Below are 17,255 nucleotides of genomic sequence, written 5' to 3'. Positions count from 1 at the left end.
GATGCCGACATGCCAGGAATCGCAATTGTAACGGGCGGCCGGCGCGGGATCGGCCGTGCGATCGCTCAGTGTCTTGCGCGACGCGGACAGGGCGTACTCGTGGTCGATCTTGAGAACGACGCGTCCGCCGAAGACACGGTGTCACTGCTCAAGGAAAGCGGCGTCCCGGCCGCGTTCATGGCCGCCGACGTTGGCGACGAAGCGCGCCACGAGACCATCCTGAACGCGGCCGGTGAACTGGGGACGCTCACGACCCTAGTGAACAATGCGGGAGTATCTTCCACGGTACGGGGAGACATGCTCGACCTTCCCGTCGAAAGTCTCGACCGTGCGCTGCGCATCAACCTTCGGGCACCTTTTCTGCTCAGTCAGGCGTTCAGTAAGCGGCTGATCCGGAGCAAGGCCGCTGACACACACTTTTGCTCCATCGTGAACATCACGTCGGTCAACGTCGAGATCCTCGGCGTCAACCGGCCCGACTACTGTATTACCAAGACTGGTCTCTCCATGGCGACTCGCCTGTTCGCGGCGCGCCTCGCGGAGGAAAAGATCCATGCTTACGAGGTAAGGCCGGGGATCACGATGACGGAAATGACCCAACCTTCACGAGAGAAATATGATCGCGTGATCGAGGAGGGCTTGGTTCCCATGCGCAGATGGGGCGAGCCGGAGGATGTAGGGGAAGCGGTGGCGAGCCTCGCGTCCGGCGCATTCAAGTTTTCAACTGGCGACGCGGTCTGGGTGGACGGTGGCCTCCACCTGTACAGGCTCTAACATGGACCAGCATCTGCTCGAAGAGACACCAACCGATGGGGTATTGCTCCTCCGGCTCAACCGGCCGCAGCGCCGTAACGCGCTCACGAAGCAACTCGTGCTTGATATCGCCCAGGCGCTTGCGAAGGCCGCGTCCTCCAGCGCCACACGCGCGGTGATTATCACCGGCGATGAGCGTGCATTCTCGGCCGGAGCCGACATCCTCGAAGTGAACGAAAGAGGCATTGCTGCCATTCTCGATGAAGAGAGGTTGGCGGCTTGGCGGGCGATCGAGACATTTCCGAAGCCCTTGATCGCGGCGGTCCGTGGTTTTGCCTACGGCGCCGGCAATGAACTCGCGATGATCTGTGACCTTGTGGTCGCGGGAACCAGTGCGCAGTTCGGCCAACCGGAGGTCAAGATCGGGGGTATGGCTGGTGACGGGGGTACGCAGCGGTTACCTCGCCTCGTGGGCCGGCAGGTCGCCACCAAGATGCTGCTGACCGGCGCCCCGCTTTCAGCCCAAGAGGCCAAACAAGCAGGATTGGTCTGTGACGTAGTTGGGGACGACCTCGTCGTGCAGACGGCGATCGAACTTGCGACTGCGATCGCTGCCAACGCGCCGCTCTCCGTCGCCGTGACCAAGTCGCTGATCCGACGTGTTGATGAAGGGGGATTGGCCGACGGTCTTCGCGTGGAACGCGATGGCCTGCTTAGGGTCTTTCAGTCCGATGACCGGGTCGAAGGTATGACGGCATTCGCTGAAAAGCGCCGTCCGACCTGGTCCGGGCGCTAATCATACGGGATGATGCCATGCATGTAATGATCATCGGGGCGGCCGGAATGATCGGTCGCAAGTTGAGCGATCGGTTGGTGCAAGAACGATCGGTGGGGGGAGCCGCAATCACCCAGCTTTCCTTGGTTGACGTGGTGCCGCCGGTGGGCGTGGACCTCGCCGGGGCAGCGGTAGATTGCATCACCTCGGATCTTTCGCAGGCGGGCGCGGCCGCAAGCTTGGCTGCGTCACGCCCGGATGTCATCTTCCATCTCGCAGCGATCGTCTCTAGCGATGCGGAAGCGAATTTCGAGAAGGGCTATCGCATCAACCTTGAGGGCACCCGGTTCCTTTTCGAAGCGATCCGACTCGAAGGCGAGACGCGCGCATACCGACCCCGGGTCGTCTTCACGTCTTCGCTCGCCGTCTTTGGCCAACCGTTGCCTGACGAGATTCCGGATGACTTCGTCCTTGCGCCGCTTTCCAGCTACGGAACACAAAAGGCGATCTGTGAGCTGCTTCTGGCGGATTATTCCCGGCGCGGCTTCTTGGACGGTATCGCGTTGCGTCTCCCGACCATATGTGTCCGGCCTGGCAAGCCAAACAAGGCTGCATCCGGCTTCTACTCGGGAATCATCCGCGAGCCGCTGGCCGGCCAACCTTCGGTGCTGCCGGTGCCACGAACATTGCGGCACTGGTTCGCAAGCCCGCGTTCCGCCGTAAGCGCCTTGGTCCACGCCGCAGCAATCGACCTCAAGGCGCTCGGAGCACGTCGCAGCATAAATCTCCCCGGCGTGTCGGCGACGGTCGGCGACCAGATCGACGCGCTGCGCCGCGTGGCAGGTGACGGCGCGGTGGACCTGATCCGAGAAGAGCCGGACCCCGCCGTTTTCGACATCGTGTCGTCATGGCCCAGGGGTTTCATTGCAACCCGCGCGAAAGAGCTGGGCTTCGCCGCCGAAACCTCGATGGACGAGATCATTCGCGTCCATATCGAGGACGAGCTCAGCGGCACCTTAAACTAAACAGACTTCGCTTAGGATATCTGGGAAATTTCATGCTTCTCGGCTGTATAGCAGACGACTTCACCGGTGCGACCGACCTGGCGAGCATGCTCGTCGAGGAAGGGATGAAGACCATCCAGTTCATCGGCGTGCCCACCAACGCGCACCTCGACGCCGCGCGAGGCTATGATGCCGTGGTTGTCGCCCTGAAGTCGCGCACAACGCCGGCCGCCGAAGCGGTAGCCCTCTCTCGGCAAGCCCTGGATTGGCTTCGAGAGGCGGGTGCAATGCAGATCTTCTTCAAATACTGCTCGACCTTCGACTCTACGTCGGCAGGCAACATCGGGCCGGTCGCGGACATGCTGGCCAAGGAAATCGGCGCGCCGATTACCGTGGTCTGCCCTGCTCTGCCCGCAAACGGCCGGACGATCTACAAAGGCCACCTGTTTGTGGGAGATCAGCCCCTGGACGAGTCAGGGATGCGCGATCATCCGCTCACGCCCATGACCGATAGCAGCCTGGTGCGGCTGCTAGCTGCGCAAACGCCCGAGAGAGTTGACCTCGTCGAATACGGAACGGTGCGGCAAGGAAGGCGGGCCATTCGCGCCCGCCTCGACGCCATGGCCGACGTCGGCGCCCGCTACGCAGTCATCGATGCGATTGTCGACGCCGACCTGGTCGAAATTGGGTCGGCCTGCGCTGGCTTGAAGCTCGTCAGCGGCGGTTCTGGTCTCGGTCTCGGCATCGCTCGAAACCTTTCGTCGTCGAAGGGTTCTGGTGCGTTGAAGGTTGAGATTGCCGGCCCAGCTGCCGTGATATCCGGCAGTTGCTCGCAGGTGACCAACCGGCAGGTCGCTCTCATGCAAGCCAATGGCCTGCCGATGTATCGGATCGACCCGATGGCCTTGGCCAAGGATTCTGAAGCGGTTGTTTCCGATTTCCTGAACTGGGCCGCACCACAGCTGGGTGACAGGCCGATACTGGTCTACGCCACAGCTACGCCGGATGAGGTGCGCCAGGTCCAGCAGGAGCTGGGAGTTGCCGCCTCAGGGCAACTGGTCGAGTCTACATTGGCGCGCATCGCCACAGAGCTTGTGGAGCGGGGTGTGCGCAGGTTGATCGTCGCCGGCGGCGAAACGTCTGGCGCCGTAGTAGGGGCTCTCGGGATTGACGCTTTGGCGATCGGCGCAACCATTGCCCCTGGAGTGCCTTGGACAATCGCGGAAGTTAACGGCTCAAGAGTGGCGCTTGCCCTCAAGTCCGGAAATTTCGGCAACGTCGATTTCTTCTTGTCGGCTTGGGAGAAGCTTTGATGAGCCATGTTGTGCCATCTCGCGAAAGGGCTCTTACGAACGCTCGCGACGGCATCATGAGCCATGCCCAGAGCCTGTTCTCTCGCGGCCTGACCGCGGGAAGCAGTGGCAACCTCAGCGTTCGTATCGAGGACGGCTATGTAGTCACGCCTACCAATGCTTCTCTTGGAGCGCTGGATCCAGCGCGGCTCAGCGTCGTCGACTTGGAGGGCAAGCTGGTAGAGGGCGACGCTCCCTCGAAGGAGACCGTGCTGCATCTGGCGATGTACGATGCCCGGCCTCGATGTGAGGCGATCGTTCACCTCCACGCGACCCACTCCGCAGCAGTGTCGTGCATGTGCGGTCTACCGGAAAATGACTGCTTACCGCCGCTGACACCGTACTTCGTTATGAAAATCGGCAAGCTGCCATTGCTCAGGTATCGCAGACCTGGTGATCCGGCACTAGCCCCTGACATCCAGGCAGCGGCTGCGCGCGGCCCAGCTGTTCTCCTCGCAAACCATGGCCCGCTTGTCTCCGGCAAAAGTCTTGAAGCGGCGGTCTATGCCATCGAGGAACTCGAAGAGACCGCCAAGCTTTTTCTGCTTTTGCGAGGATCAGAGACTCGACCCCTCAATGCTGACCAGATCGAGGAGCTCCGCGCGACTTTTGGGGAGCCCTGACGTACGGACGCGGACTGGCTGCTTTGGCGGTGATTTCGGCGAGGGGTATGTCGGCTTGTATCATTTGAATCGGTTGTTGCAATCGCGATCCCTTGGCCGAGAGGACGGTGGGGTCTTGTAAGGTAGAATGAATTCCAGTCATTCCAGAATGTGCTTCTGCAGCTCTGGCGACAACCTTTTTCGCCTCATTTCGCGATGGTTCTGAAGGCGCTGCAGATAGGAGGGTGTTCTGTCTTTACCGAGCCGGTTGGTTACAAACCGAGCTTGCTTTTCATCGCTGGCGTAGGCGAGGCGATGGGCATTACCCACCACTCTCTTATTCACAAACTCGACGAGCTCCTGTTGGCTACGGCTTCGCAGCCAGCGTGAGTGTTCGCGGCTCTGGACAGCGGCAAACAGTCGCCGCGGTCCTACCGGCAGCAGGATATGGGAATCCCGCAAGCGCATGCTCTCCGTGAAGATCACTGGCCGGTCAGAGGTCAGCAGTTCGAAAGGCACGTTGTCGAACTCAACCACTGACCATTGCATGTTCATGATGGTGTTGGTGACATTCTCGTGATTCATCATGCGGCGCGCTATTCCCATCGCCGATTCCTCGAACACAGACACGTGCTGGGAATTCAGAAATTCTAGCAGGGAGTCCGGATCGGTGGGACGCTTGAACTCGGCGTACCGCTCCTCCATGTCCGGTACGGACATAATCCAATCGTCGCGCACGTTGCGCTTCAACAGCTCGATGTCCTCAGGCATTCGGAACAGTAGGCTGAGGATGAACTGCGTCCAGGCTCGCCGCCGTCCCAGCCGCAGAGAATCGCCAGTTTTGGCCTCCAGCATCTCGTAGAGGCATTCGGCAGCCCGGCCATCGACCGGGGCCAAGAACTCCCTCTCAAACTCTTGGGCCGTTTCATCAGGCATTCCTCGCATCTCGTAGAGACGCATCACAAAGCCGGTCGCTTTTGGGTGGGGACTCTTGATGGATATCTTGTCCCCGTGGACCTTTTTAAACTCCACAACGTAGTCCTCCCGCATCCACTGCGAGAGATAGAATACCGGTAGAAAATGATGCTTTTGCGGGTCGTTCATCGGCGCAGTGATAGGCTTCGCAGACATTCATAAAGTCGACTTACACGGCTTCATTTCGAAATAGAGGTTCGCTACATTACACAGTCTGTATTGAATTCCGTCAGTCGTTGTTGAGGGCAAGATGGCCGGCGAATCGAGTTTGACCCCGCTCGAGAAACGTATTGTGAAGGCGCTTCTGGAACGGGGAGAGCGCAGCCAGGACATCCACGCCCTCATCAATTACGAGCGATTGCCCACCGTCAATTTCGGCCGAATTTCAGGGGTCAAGAATGACAAGAAGATAAAGGCAGCCACTGGCGAGGAAGTCGAGTACTTCAAGAGGCGGAAGCAGTCCTTCGACCCGGTTACGGGCCTAAATCTTTACGACGACGAGCGGTTGATACGGGCGCGTGAGGCCATGATTCTCGCGGTGACCATCTTCAACAGCAGCACTTACAAATTCAAAACCGGCATGTTTGCCATTCTGGCGAACATAGCCTGGACGTACCTCATGCACGAGTTCCACCAGCGCAAGGACGGGAACATCCTGAACAGCGACGGCACGACCTTCGCCCTAAGCCATATGCTGAGCAAGCCTGATTGCCCGCTCTCCAAGGGCATTAGGAACAACCTCGAAACCATCAAAGCCATCAGGGACGAGGTTGAGCACAAGCTGTTGGGGCGAAGTGATCCGCGTTGGCTGTCCATTTTCCAGGCGTGCTGCCTCAACTTCGATAAAACCATCGTTGAGTGGTATGGTCCCCGGCTGAGCTTACAGAACGAGATTTCGGTCGCCCTGCAGTTCGGGAAGCTCCAGATCGACCAGGCAGCCCAGCTCCACCAGTTGGACGTGCCCCAGCATATTGCGGCCCTGGACGCCCATCTGACCTCCAAACTCAGCGAAGAGGAGTTGAACGACCTCGAATATCAGTTCCGGGTCGTCTATACCTTTGATAGTGCTTCAAAGGGGAGCGCTCACATCCAGTTTCTGACGCCGGACTCTGCCGAGGGAAAGAGCGTTCACAATGTCCTGCAGAAGTATAAGATTTCCGACGACCTCTATCCCCATAAACCGGGTGAGGTGGCTCAGCTTGTGAGCCGAAAAATCGGCCGGCGCTTTACGATGAGCGATCACACAAGCGCATGGAAGCAGCACAAGGTGCGACCTCCCAAGGGGGACAAGACCAACCGCAAATATTGCATCTACCACAAGGCGTATGACAGTTACACTTACAACGATGCCTGGGTAGACCTACTCGTTACCGAAAACGCGAGGTCACCTCGGCGCTCGAGGCATTTGGAGGCCCCCGATCTTTTCCCGGCGAGTGAGATAGCCGAGACCGTCAACGAAGAGCTCACGGCACACATGGCTCTAGAGCCACCGCCCCCTAAAGCCAAGGCTTAGCGGCGCTTCTTCCGCCATTTATCCTAGCGGCTGCATTGCTACGGTTGAGCTTATGGTAGGTCTCGCCGCCGAATTCGGCTGGCATCGCTTTGGCTTGCTCAGGCTCTTTGAACCGTAAAGCCTGGTACTCTCTATTATTGCGGCTGATGTATTGGCGGCGGCTGGCCATGCCCAACTCAGCGCTGCGCATCTGGGCTTTGTCGTAGGCCCCTCGTCCAACGTCTCCCACGGGATGGCGGCGTGATGCGGCCAACAACGGACCAGGTAGGCATCCGTGGGATGCCTTTTGACGGGGCATGGGATCGTCTCCAGTTCTGCAGGACAGGAACATTTTCCTGCTTTGTTCAGGAGGGTCAACCCGTTCAGTCCTGCAAGTTGTGGCTTGCTAATAAACAGGAACGGAATGGCAACAGATTCTTTCTTCACTATGTCAAATGTAGCAGATAGCCGATTTGCGAAGGCCCATGGTGCCCTGGTCAGCGCCACTGTATGGGCGTCGCTGCTGAGAGCGACCATCATTCTCTCGCCCACCACCAGGGAGGCAGAGAGATGCAAAGGCACCTCAATCAACGCGCTTGTTTCAATCCCGAAGACCTGGACGTGCTGAAGCGCGCGTTCGACGTGCTGTGCGGAGCGTGGTTGTCAGCCAGGCTCACCCGATGCTGAAGCTACGGCGGTCTTGCTGGTCAACCTGTTCGAATCCGGCCGGACGGCCGAGGAAGAACTGCTGGATGCGGCGCGACCGGCCCAGGCCTATCGGCAGGCTAGTTAGCGCAGACGAATCTTGCGCAGCAACCTCTTCGCGTCAGCAGGGATCGTAGGGGATTTGATCCCAAATACGCAGTGTGACCCGTGTGACCCATTTGGTATCGTCAAAAAAGCGGCACCGTCGTGGGCTGCATGACCCTGGGTGAAAGACTGCGAGCGCGCATGAGAAAATGTCACTCATCCCGCCATATCACCCGCTTCTCCCAACGAATCTGAACCAGGCGCGGTAGCGGATCGTGTGCCGAGCGCGCACAATGGTGGATGACTATCCTTGTAGCCGCTGGGCTCATCGGCGGAGCGCTGGCAATCCAGATTGGTCCCGAATTTACCAGCTGTAATATCAAGGCAAAAACATCAGCTACTACGGTAGCCAACACATCTACCATATACCGGGCCAAGAGTGTTACAGCGAGACGCGGATCAACCTGCTTAAGGGCGAGCGCTGGTTTTGCGGCGAAGCCGAGGCGCGAGCGGCCGCCTGGCGGCGAGTTAGGCGATGATGCGCACCCGTGTGTTTAAGCCGAGTGCGCCGACCTGTCACGAGTGTCGTGGCGGGCCTTCAGCCAAACGTCGAATCCTGCGAAGATATTCGGGAGGTGGGGAGACTTCAGTTGGCCGCGCGATCAGCAACCGTTACCATCCCAGATATAGAGGCGATGTCCGATGAAGAATTGGGCGAATTCGCCTTCATGCGAGACGGTAGATGGAGCAGTCAGACGAAGGCTCTACTGCGCCGGTTTAAGACCGAACGTCTGAGTCTGAACCGAGCATGGGCGGCGACTTGGCACGGCTGGGCATGTCCATGCTGCAAGCGCACGAAGCCGCAGATTGCGCGGCTCAATTCGGCCGGGGTGCTCCTATGCGAGCTTGAAGTGCATCACGATCACCTCGCCGATTGGGCGGGGAAGCTGTTCGAGGAATTGAACCCACTCACCGAGGACAGGGAATTCGCCGTTCAACGGTCAAAGGCCAAGACCGCCTTGCTCCAGTTTGTCGAGCGGTTCGAACGGACGCCCGTCTGCATCGATTGCAATCTGGCGGACAACCGGGCGAAGACGCTCATCGGTAAGGAGGTCGATGAGAACTTCACGTTCTCGCCGAAGGAAATAGCGACCTTCATCAATGTCACGAACAACTACGTTCATGGGATCGACGTGGACAAGGCTCGCGTGATTTGGACCCGCGTGAAGCCGGATTTCGACGATCGACTCGACTTCACGGAGCGCATGGCAAAGCGATTTGCCAACGGAAAGAACCGGCGCGAGATTGCACCGGCGCGGGTGAATTTCTGGATGGACGAAACATCGCTCCTCTGGGAACAGTTTTCTCGCGCCACGCCGGGTCGCGGGAATAGCGTCGGCTGGCGATTGATCGAACGATCCATCTCCAGAGAGGCAGTAGGTAAGTCGGCCAAGCGTAAGGTGATCGTTCCGGGCCAGCCGCCTACCGATGAAGAGTACGCGCGGGTCAATATCCAGAACAGGGAACAGAAGCATTGGCCGAAGGTCGGCGATGACTGGAAATGCGGATGCTGCCAGCGATCGAAACGAGAGATATGCCGCAAATCCAGCAACTCCGGGAAATGGACGGCAAGAATCCATATCCTGTACGACTGGGTCGCCGAAGAAGACCCCAGCGCGCTCTATTGGCGTGGGGCTGAGGCCATTGCGCACATGGTCATCGGAAGCCACGTGCTAGTGCTCGTCTGCCAAGACTGCCGGGAGGTTCAAACTCAGGCCAGCAAGCTCACGGGGCTAAGTTCGTGGTCCCTCACCGTACAGGACATCAACGCGGCGATCGCGAGCGTCACGCCTTACCAGCGGCACGAGGTGGATGAAGCGTTGGCGAAGGAGGCCGCAGAAAACAACCGGGAACTGGTCGCTGCCGTCACCGACTACCTCGAACACGAACGACATGCGCGCGCCAAGCTAGGCCGCGCCAAGTGGCTCGCCAAGCTGCACAGGTGTTCGGCTGAAGACATCCTCCCCACGCTTGCATACGAATATGCCGAAGCCGTCGAAGTCGAGATGAATGAAGGCCAAGCCTACATCACTTGGCTTCTCGCAGAAGGGCAACGTTTTGAACGGTTGCGTTCTGCGGAGCAGGTAACCGTCGCGTCGCAGAATGCGACCCGCCTCAGCCGCGCTTCGCGGGCAACCACATCTCCCCAATCAAGCGGCAAGTAAAAGGTACGCGCATCCCCACAATTCACAACTACCCGTAACGCTTGGGAAATTCCCACTTGTTTATGTTTCGTTCCTCATCATGTGATATGTACATTGCATAGCGAACCGAGTCGGAGACTTTGGACCGATGAAGAAGCGTCACGAAGAGTGGTACAAGCTGACAGGTGAAACCAAGCCGAAAGCTGCGAACACGGCATTGCCTCCTATCCGTGTCCTCGACCTGCCCGGCTTTCAGGGAATCGAAGACAAACTTTGCATCTACACCCCGACCCGTGGCGCGCTGTCTCCAGAAATGGACGCCATGATTGATGACCTTTCGACGGCAACGTTCGGCATCACCGCGAACGACACTCTGTTCGCACTTCCTGAGATTTACAGCCGACTTCCTGAATGGTCGGACGAACGGATAGAAATCGAGGACCGCTACTACGACCACGAAGACCAGTACGAGACGGCCGAGGCCGCCGATGATGAGGCGGTTGCGATCTTGCTGTTGCGTGGCTTTGACTTTCGCGATGCGCGGGGTCAGCCTCTCCGGTGCACTCTCCATTTCAGCCGTCAGGCCGAGGCCGTTGCGAAGGGCATCATGGGTAAGATGCCGGATCGTGCGGCTGCTGGGCTGGAATCGTGGACCAAGAAGCTTGAGCAGGAAGCGAAGCTGCACTTGCAGAGGAAGCGAACCGGTTAATCGTCGCAAGTGCTCAGGGCTGCCCTGGTCCAACGAAGGGAATGCGTTTCATACTGTTCCGGTCGCAATCCGACGCCGCACAGAACAATGCGCACCTTTTGAGGGCCTTGACGGCGTCGCCGAAAACAACAGTCGGGGGAAACGGCGTGACCGGAAGCAAATGGCCGCGAGGCGCGGAGTGGCGGAAGTGGGACCTGCACATCCACAGCCCGGCATCGCACGGATTCATCGGCGACTATAACCAGTTCATCATCCAGCTGGGCAATGCCGATTGCGATGTGATCGGCATCAACGACTATTTCTCGGTCGCGGGCTACCGCGAAGTGGTCCGCCGGCTGGCCGATCCTGCCGGGGACACGGAAGGCAACGCGGCCTACCGCGACGCCCTCGAAAAGCTGCGCTGCAAGATCCTGCTGCCGGTCGTCGAGTGCCGCATGACCAACGTGCTGATGAACAAGCAGGGCAAGGGCGGCCAGCGTCTCAACTTCCATCTGATATTCGACCCGGCGCTCGATCCGGAAGATATCGAGATGTTCCTGAAGAATCAGCAGGCGGGCGGCAGCTCGATCGGCGGTCGGTACGCCAACAGCGAGTTCCTGCTGAGCGTGCAAGTCGATTTCAACGAAATCCTGAAGAAGCTGGGCACGGACGGCAGCTTCCGCGGGCGGTATCTCGTCTGGCTGCCCTATGACGAATATGGCGGCATCGACAACATCGACCCAAATACCGATGCGATGCTCAAGCAGCACCTGATCCGCGACGCGGATATTCTGGGTTCGGCCAACAAGGCGCAGGCCGACTTCTTTCTATGGAAAAACACTAAGTACGGCGAGGACTCCTACCGCGAGTGGTTTGGAAACCGGAAGCCGTGCGTCAAAGGCAGCGATTCCCACAACGTCAACGACGAGCTCGGCAAACTCAAGGATCAGGACTCCCGGCCGACCGACAAGTATTGCTGGATCAAGGCCGATCCGACCTTCGCCGGACTGCGCCAGATCATCAACGAGCCGGAGGACCGCGTCTATATCGGCCGCATGCCGCCCAAGCTCGAAGAGGTGCGCGGCAACGCCACACGGTTTATAGACCGGCTTCACATTCGGAAGAACGCCGACGCCGACACGCCGGATACCTGGTTTGACAGCGAACTGTCGCTCAACGCCGACATGGTCGCCATCATCGGCAACAAGGGCAGCGGCAAGAGCGCGCTTGCCGATATCCTCGCGCTGGCCGGCAACACGCACTGCGACCCGGTGCATTTCTCGTTCCTCGTTAAAGACCGCTTTTGCGAGCGCAGCGGGAAGCTCGCAAAGCAGTTCACGGTCCGCCCCGTCTGGGCCGACGGCACCGAAACGGCGCTGCCGCTGAACGCGAAGCCCGACACCACCGGCGTCGAGCGCGTGCGCTACATTCCGCAGACCTATCTGGAGAAGGTCTGCACCGAGACGGAGCCCGGCCAGCAGAGCGAATTCCAGGCCGAGCTGCGCAAAGTCATCTTCTCCCATATCAGCGAAGCCGACCGGCTCGGCCGGCAGACGCTCGACGAGCTGATCGAATACAAGACCGAGGAACTGAAAGGGCAGATCGACAACGCGCGGCGCGAGATCGAGCGGATGAATGGCGAGCTGGTCCGCCTTGAAGAAAAAGCGGCCCCCGCCTACACCGCGCGTATCGAGGCGCTGCTGCGGCAGAAGCAGCAGGAACTGAAGGCGCATAAGGAGATCGAGCCGGCAAAGGTCGAGCAGCCGAACGAAGTAAGCCCCGAACAAAAGGCGGCCTACGACGCCATCGCGGAAAAACTCGCCGCCGAACGGACCACGCTCAACCGGATCGACATGGAGACGGCGGAGAAGACGCAGCAGCAGAAGACGCTGACGGAAAAGATCGCGCTCACCCGAAAAGTCGAGGGCAAGATCGACAATTTCGAGAGCGAGTACGCCCGCCTCGACCGCGAGACTGCCCCCGACCTCGAAAAGCTGGGATTGTCGCTCTCCGCGCTGGTCTCGCTTACCGTCGACAAAGCGGCGCTCACGACCGTGCGCGACAAGCTCATTGCCGAAAAGACGCTCGTCGATGCTGCGCTGGATGATGCCGGCGCCGGCAGCCTTCCCGCGCAGAAAGCAGCGTGCCTGCAACGTATCGCCGGGCTTCAGGGGCAGCTCGATGCGCCGAACAAGCGCTTTCAGGAGTACAACGAGGCCCTGCGATCCTGGCAGGAGAAGGGCCTGCTCATCGAAGGAGCGGCCGACAAGCCCGATACGCTGAAAGGCTATGAAGCGCAGCTCTCATACCTGAAGACGGGCCTTCCCGGCGATATCGAGAAGCTGCGCACGCAGCGCTGGGACATCGCCCGCGGCATCCACAAATGCGTCGCCGCGATCCGCGACGCGTACAAGGAACTATTCTCTGCGGTGCAGGAGCTGATCGGCTCCAGCGTCATCATCAAGGAAGGATTCAAGCTCACCTTCGAGAGCAGCATCATCGAGCGCAACCTCGAAGGTGACCTCTTCGACAAATTCGTTTCAACGGGCGTCGCCGGCTCATTCTACCGAAAGGAAAAGGGCACGGCACTCGAAGAAATCCGTACGGATTTCGACGTAAACGACGAAGACGAGGCGCTCGCCTATGTCGAGAAGATCATCGCCTATCTCGAACGCGACATGCGTACCGCGCAGCAGACGCCCACGGGCGTCGCCGGTCAGCTACGCAAGAACGTCGATGTAAAGGCGCTCTACGATTTCCTCTGGGGCCTCGGCTACCTGGAGCCGGAATATTCGCTGAAGCTGGACGGCAAGGACCTGAGCCACCTCTCGCCCGGCGAGCGCGGCACGCTCCTGCTGGTCTTCTACCTGCTGGTCGATAAGAGCAACAAGCCGATCATCGTCGATCAGCCAGAAGAGAATCTCGACAGCCAGACCGTGTACCGGCTGCTGATCCCGGTCATCAAGGACGTGAAAAAGCGCCGCCAAATCATCATGGTGACGCACAGCCCGAACATCGCGGTGGTCTGTGACGCGGAACAGATCATCCACGCCCATATCGACCGCGCGGCCGGCAATGCTGTCATTTACACGATGGGCGCCATCGAGTCGCCGGCCATAAACCGCTTCCTCGTCGATGTGCTGGAAGGCACACGACCCGCCTTCGACAACCGCGACGCCAAGTATTTCGTTTCGTAGAGCGGCGGTTATGGCAAAGCGGAAGAGACCGGGGAGGCTCTACAAATCGCGCGTTCAGCAACCGCACACTCGACGCGCTGATCGCGGACCAGATATTCCTTGCCGACGCCGGAACCTTCAACGACCCGCTCGACACGAGGCCTACTCTCGATACGGATATCGATGCCGACGCGCTGGCGGCAATCCTCGCGTGGCTCTAGGTGGCGATCTGGCGATGAGCCTGATCGCTGCGGGCCAGGAGATGCGCTTCCCGCGCGGCCGAGCCAAACCCGATGGATTCTGTTGATTAGGACGCGATCCTTTTTGGTCGCGGCGACGTGTGAAAGGACGTACTCGACTGTATATAGACAAGGCGGCGCGCAGCCGCCGATCAAAGTGCGAGCGAACAGGCGGTAGCGATGGATGACGACGACAGTGCTGGCGGCAAGCTCCCCCGCGACAAGCTCTCGAAAATCGCCCGCGGCGAGCCATTGACGGCTGCCGAAGAGATCGCACGCAGCACGCGCGAACTCACGGCCGAGCGCATCGCCCGCGATTATCTGGAATCGCCGTCGCTCAAAATGGCGCGGGCCCTTAACATTGTCCCTCCGGCAAAGCTGGCTCGCGATTATGCCATTTCGCCTGCGCAGCAGGTCGCGCTCGGGCTTAGCTCGGCCTTTGGAGGGGCCGAGGCCGCGCGCATGGAAGCGATGCGCAAGATGCTTGAACCGTCCACGGCGCTGGCCGCGAAGCTCAATGCGATCCAGCCATTGGCAATCGACCATGCCAAGCTCGCCTCGATCGGCGCAATCATCCCGTCGATTGATCCAAAGTTGATTCCGGCGATCCAGGGCGTGCGACCGCTCAAGATTGATCCGTTGTTGGCAAGCACCGTGAGCCAGGCGCAGCGGACGTTCGAAGAGGCAATGCGACCGCTCGGCGACATCGGATCGGCGATCAAGCAGTTCGAAGAGCAGCAGCGTGCCGTCCAGAAATCGCTGCTCGCCGCTCTTGCCGGGCCGTTCGGTGATATCGCCAAGACCTCGCAATGGGCGAGCATGCTCGGCCGGGTCTACCCCTCCGATATCACCAAACTGCTCGGCGAAAGTCTTGGCACGGCTGTCGGCGGCATGCGGAACGCGATCGCCAAGAACTTCGTCCGTTCGGCCGCGATCGATCAGGCCAAGATGAGCACAATGCTCGGGCTGACCGCCCGGTTCGAAGCCGATTTCGCGGCGACCCAGCTCAAGATGTCGGCGCTCGCCGGCATTGGCGAAGTGTTCGACCGGCGCAGTCATTACCAGATCGACGCTTATCATTCGCTCTTTGGTGAGTGGCGCACGCGCGACGATCTACCAGAAAATTTCTGGCGTGACCGGCGTGTGCGCAAGCGCATGTATCGCGAGGCCAAAGTCGATGAAGGGCTGATTGTCGCCCAGCCAGGCATGGCGCTCGAGATTATGATCGGGAGCGGGCTGACCATCGGGCTTCGTTCGGAAGCCAATGCCGTGGCGGTCGTGACTCTTGGCGAAGTATCGATGATCGTGCGGTCGCGCGGCACCAGCAAGGATGCCTATGCGTTAGTCGGGCGGTTCGAGCAGGAGCTGCGCGCTTATGTCGAGCGCAAGCTCGAAGAACGCTTCGGTCCGGACTGGTTCAAGCTGCGCGCGTCGAACCTGATCGGCAAGGCGAAGGAGATTCGCAAGGTGGCGATGGCGCGCGGTGAAGCGTTCGCACCGCTGGTCAACTTTACCGAATTGGGTGAGCTGTCGGGGATCATCCAGAACACGAAAAACTGGGATGAAGTGTTCGGCAGTGTGTTCGTCGAGAAGACCGAATTCGACCATGACATGCAGAAGTTGATTGCAGTCCGGCGCCCGACGATGCACATGCGCCCGATCGACGGCGTGCGCCTCGTAGAGGTGATCTGTGTGATGCAGCGGCTGTCCGAGCAGATGGCGGACGATGGCGCGTGGAAGCTCGCGGCCGAGTCCGATCGCTAGGCAAGCTACTCGGAAGTCCGCCCAGCGTTTGGCGGGCAGGAGTCGCGTTGGCGCTCCTAATTGTACGACCGATTCCGGGGTCGGCGATTTTCCGCCCGAACGACAACAACCGAGGTGCAAAGCTGCCATTCGCGTCATGGAGACGGGCGTCGGCTTCGGGTCGGATTTGCCTCGCCCGCTGGTCTTTGCCAGTTCCTCACGCCCAACACCGGAGGAAATATCGCGGGGTTTCCGAGTGGGAGGAAAGGCGGTAGCGCTCTTGTGCTACCAAATGCTGCAATAGACCGAGAACACTATTCCGGCTTCCGGAGCGGTTACTACGGCGACGGCTCGGGGAACGCTGCCATTGCGTTCGACCCGTCCTGGGATTTGAGGCGCATCAGGCCGCATTTCTTTCCCGCGCGGCATCAGTCGTCTTCGGCGCCAGAGCAGAACACACCAAAACCATGCAAGAGGGCGAGGGTACTTGGTCGGGACGCAAGATGCCGTTGAAGACAGAGATTTGGAGCGGGCGGTTGGCCAAACCGAACATGTCGTGGCAAGAAGCTGCCCCAAGCCTTTCACGTAAGTCCGGAGAGGTGAAAGTCGTCGGTCAACGAGCATGGTCCCCTTACGCCCTGCATTTACACAGGGCGCGATATTCGCACCGCGCATGGCGTTCGTAGTCGAGGAGCAACCCGCATCTTCAATAGGCGTGCCTGCCAGTCGTAAGGCGATAAAGTCTTCAAGAAGCGCCCAAGAGAACAAACCTTGGAAGGAGTTGCCCGACCTCACCGGAGTGCTCGAGTCCGAATTTGTCCGGCCGTTCTACGCCGGTGACAACACGTATCCATACCGAACCGGGGCGCAGCAGATCGTCGTTGTCCCTTGTGGGAGGAGCGGCATAGTCCCAGCAGCCCAAATCGGATTGCATCCAGGGTTGAGCCATTGGTGGGATCGCGCCGAATTGTATTTTTCGATGGGACACCCCGGCCGGATGTCTAATGCCGTCGCATGCCGTCTAAATCAATAGCATCCTGCATGATGGGCGTTTTGGCGGGTAAATTCCGAAAGTTACTATAAGTTTTTGATTTTATTGATGATATGGCGGAGAGAGCGGGATTCGAACCCGCGTTACGGTTTCCCGTAAACACACTTTCCAGGCGTGCGCCTTCAACCACTCGGCCACCTCTCCGTCTTAGCATCTCGCGTCGGCCGGTTTCGCCGCGCGGGTTGGGGAGATGCTCCCGTGGGAAGTCCTCGACGGACATCTGGTGCCTTCAACCGGCGGGCAACCTTCCCGGCACCGCTAGCCGTCTAGGCAAACAGGCGCGGGGCTCATCTAGTCGATCCGAAAGCGAATGCCAAGCCATATTGGCGTTGCCGCGGCTTTTGCCGTGTATGGCGCAAAGGCGGGTTCGGGAGGGCGATGCGTTCGAATGATGTGTACAGGCCGATCGTGGCGCGCCGGTGATGCTTGACTTCGGCTGCGCCCGGCTGTC

General features: G+C 59.6%; 11 protein-coding genes and 1 tRNA gene. 10 read left to right on the top strand and 2 right to left on the bottom strand.

What is annotated here, in order from left to right; genetic code table 11:
• The first annotated feature begins 9 nt into the window (after window positions 1–9).
• The 5 genes from FJW10_RS20845 to otnC are packed head-to-tail and all read left to right on the top strand — an operon-like array spanning window position 10 to window position 4,507.
• Window positions 10–774: a 3-ketoacyl-ACP reductase gene (locus tag FJW10_RS20845; RefSeq protein ID WP_140901460.1), complete on the top strand. Its 765-nt coding sequence runs from the start codon at window positions 10–12 to the stop codon at window positions 772–774.
• Window position 775: 1 nt separating this feature from the next.
• On the top strand, window positions 776–1,549 hold the full coding sequence (locus FJW10_RS20840; protein ID WP_140901459.1) for an enoyl-CoA hydratase-related protein: 774 nt from the start codon (window positions 776–778) through the stop codon (window positions 1,547–1,549).
• Window positions 1,550–1,566: 17 nt separating this feature from the next.
• Window positions 1,567–2,553, top strand: coding sequence for a D-erythronate dehydrogenase (denD, locus tag FJW10_RS20835; protein ID WP_140901458.1), 987 nt, complete (start codon window positions 1,567–1,569; stop codon window positions 2,551–2,553).
• Window positions 2,554–2,585: 32 nt separating this feature from the next.
• The gene (gene otnK, locus FJW10_RS20830) at window positions 2,586–3,845 is read left to right on the top strand and encodes a 3-oxo-tetronate kinase (protein WP_140901457.1); all 1,260 of its coding nucleotides are present in this window, start codon (window positions 2,586–2,588) and stop codon (window positions 3,843–3,845) included.
• Window positions 3,845–4,507: a 3-oxo-tetronate 4-phosphate decarboxylase gene (gene otnC / locus FJW10_RS20825; protein ID WP_140901456.1), complete on the top strand. Its 663-nt coding sequence runs from the start codon at window positions 3,845–3,847 to the stop codon at window positions 4,505–4,507. The genes otnK and otnC overlap by 1 nt, the downstream gene beginning before the upstream one ends.
• Before the next feature lie 138 nt (window positions 4,508–4,645).
• Here the strand turns inward: otnC and FJW10_RS20820 are convergent, their stop codons facing one another.
• A complete protein-coding gene (locus tag FJW10_RS20820; protein WP_140901455.1) occupies window positions 4,646–5,617 on the bottom strand; it encodes a DUF4238 domain-containing protein in 972 nt (323 codons plus the stop codon).
• Between the two features lie 94 nt (window positions 5,618–5,711).
• Here FJW10_RS20820 and FJW10_RS20815 point away from each other — a divergent pair, with 94 nt between their 5' ends.
• The 5 genes from FJW10_RS20815 (at window position 5,712) to FJW10_RS20790 (ending at window position 15,774) form a co-directional block, all read left to right on the top strand.
• Window positions 5,712–6,974, top strand: coding sequence for a DUF3644 domain-containing protein (locus FJW10_RS20815; protein WP_181177611.1), 1,263 nt, complete (start codon window positions 5,712–5,714; stop codon window positions 6,972–6,974).
• Between the two features lie 1,379 nt (window positions 6,975–8,353).
• The gene (locus FJW10_RS20805; protein ID WP_140901454.1) at window positions 8,354–9,928 is read left to right on the top strand and encodes a hypothetical protein; all 1,575 of its coding nucleotides are present in this window, start codon (window positions 8,354–8,356) and stop codon (window positions 9,926–9,928) included.
• A 127-nt stretch (window positions 9,929–10,055) separates the two neighbouring features.
• A complete protein-coding gene (locus tag FJW10_RS20800) occupies window positions 10,056–10,616 on the top strand; it encodes a hypothetical protein (protein WP_140901453.1) in 561 nt (186 codons plus the stop codon).
• A gap of 146 nt (window positions 10,617–10,762) precedes the next feature.
• Entirely contained in the window at window positions 10,763–13,792 is a 3,030-nt protein-coding gene (locus FJW10_RS20795; protein ID WP_140901452.1) for a TrlF family AAA-like ATPase, read from the top strand.
• Between the two features lie 398 nt (window positions 13,793–14,190).
• On the top strand, window positions 14,191–15,774 hold the full coding sequence (locus tag FJW10_RS20790) for a hypothetical protein (RefSeq protein ID WP_140901451.1): 1,584 nt from the start codon (window positions 14,191–14,193) through the stop codon (window positions 15,772–15,774).
• 1,084 nt (window positions 15,775–16,858) lie between these two features.
• Here the strand turns inward: FJW10_RS20790 and FJW10_RS20785 are convergent.
• A tRNA-Ser gene (locus FJW10_RS20785) sits at window positions 16,859–16,948 on the bottom strand.
• Window positions 16,949–17,255: the final 307 nt, after the last annotated feature.

Origin of the sequence: Mesorhizobium sp. B4-1-1 (assembly GCF_006439375.1) — a bacterium.
Classification (GTDB): Bacteria; Pseudomonadota; Alphaproteobacteria; order Rhizobiales; family Rhizobiaceae; genus Mesorhizobium.
Note: the sequence above shows the minus strand (reverse complement) of the source record. Positions and strands in the feature narration are given on the sequence as shown.

Excerpts from the sequence above, each read along its gene's own strand:
- FJW10_RS20820 (WP_140901455.1), bottom strand. The coding sequence starts at position 5,617 with ATGTCTGCGAAGCCTATCACTGCGCCGATGAACGACCCGCAAAAGCAT.
- FJW10_RS20845 (WP_140901460.1), top strand. The coding sequence starts at position 10 with ATGCCAGGAATCGCAATTGTAACGGGCGGCCGGCGCGGGATCGGCCGT.
- otnK (WP_140901457.1), top strand. The coding sequence starts at position 2,586 with ATGCTTCTCGGCTGTATAGCAGACGACTTCACCGGTGCGACCGACCTG.
- denD (WP_140901458.1), top strand. The coding sequence starts at position 1,567 with ATGCATGTAATGATCATCGGGGCGGCCGGAATGATCGGTCGCAAGTTG.
- FJW10_RS20840 (WP_140901459.1), top strand. The coding sequence starts at position 776 with ATGGACCAGCATCTGCTCGAAGAGACACCAACCGATGGGGTATTGCTC.
- FJW10_RS20790 (WP_140901451.1), top strand. The coding sequence starts at position 14,191 with ATGGATGACGACGACAGTGCTGGCGGCAAGCTCCCCCGCGACAAGCTC.
- FJW10_RS20815 (WP_181177611.1), top strand. The coding sequence starts at position 5,712 with ATGGCCGGCGAATCGAGTTTGACCCCGCTCGAGAAACGTATTGTGAAG.
- FJW10_RS20800 (WP_140901453.1), top strand. The coding sequence starts at position 10,056 with ATGAAGAAGCGTCACGAAGAGTGGTACAAGCTGACAGGTGAAACCAAG.
- otnC (WP_140901456.1), top strand. The coding sequence starts at position 3,845 with ATGAGCCATGTTGTGCCATCTCGCGAAAGGGCTCTTACGAACGCTCGC.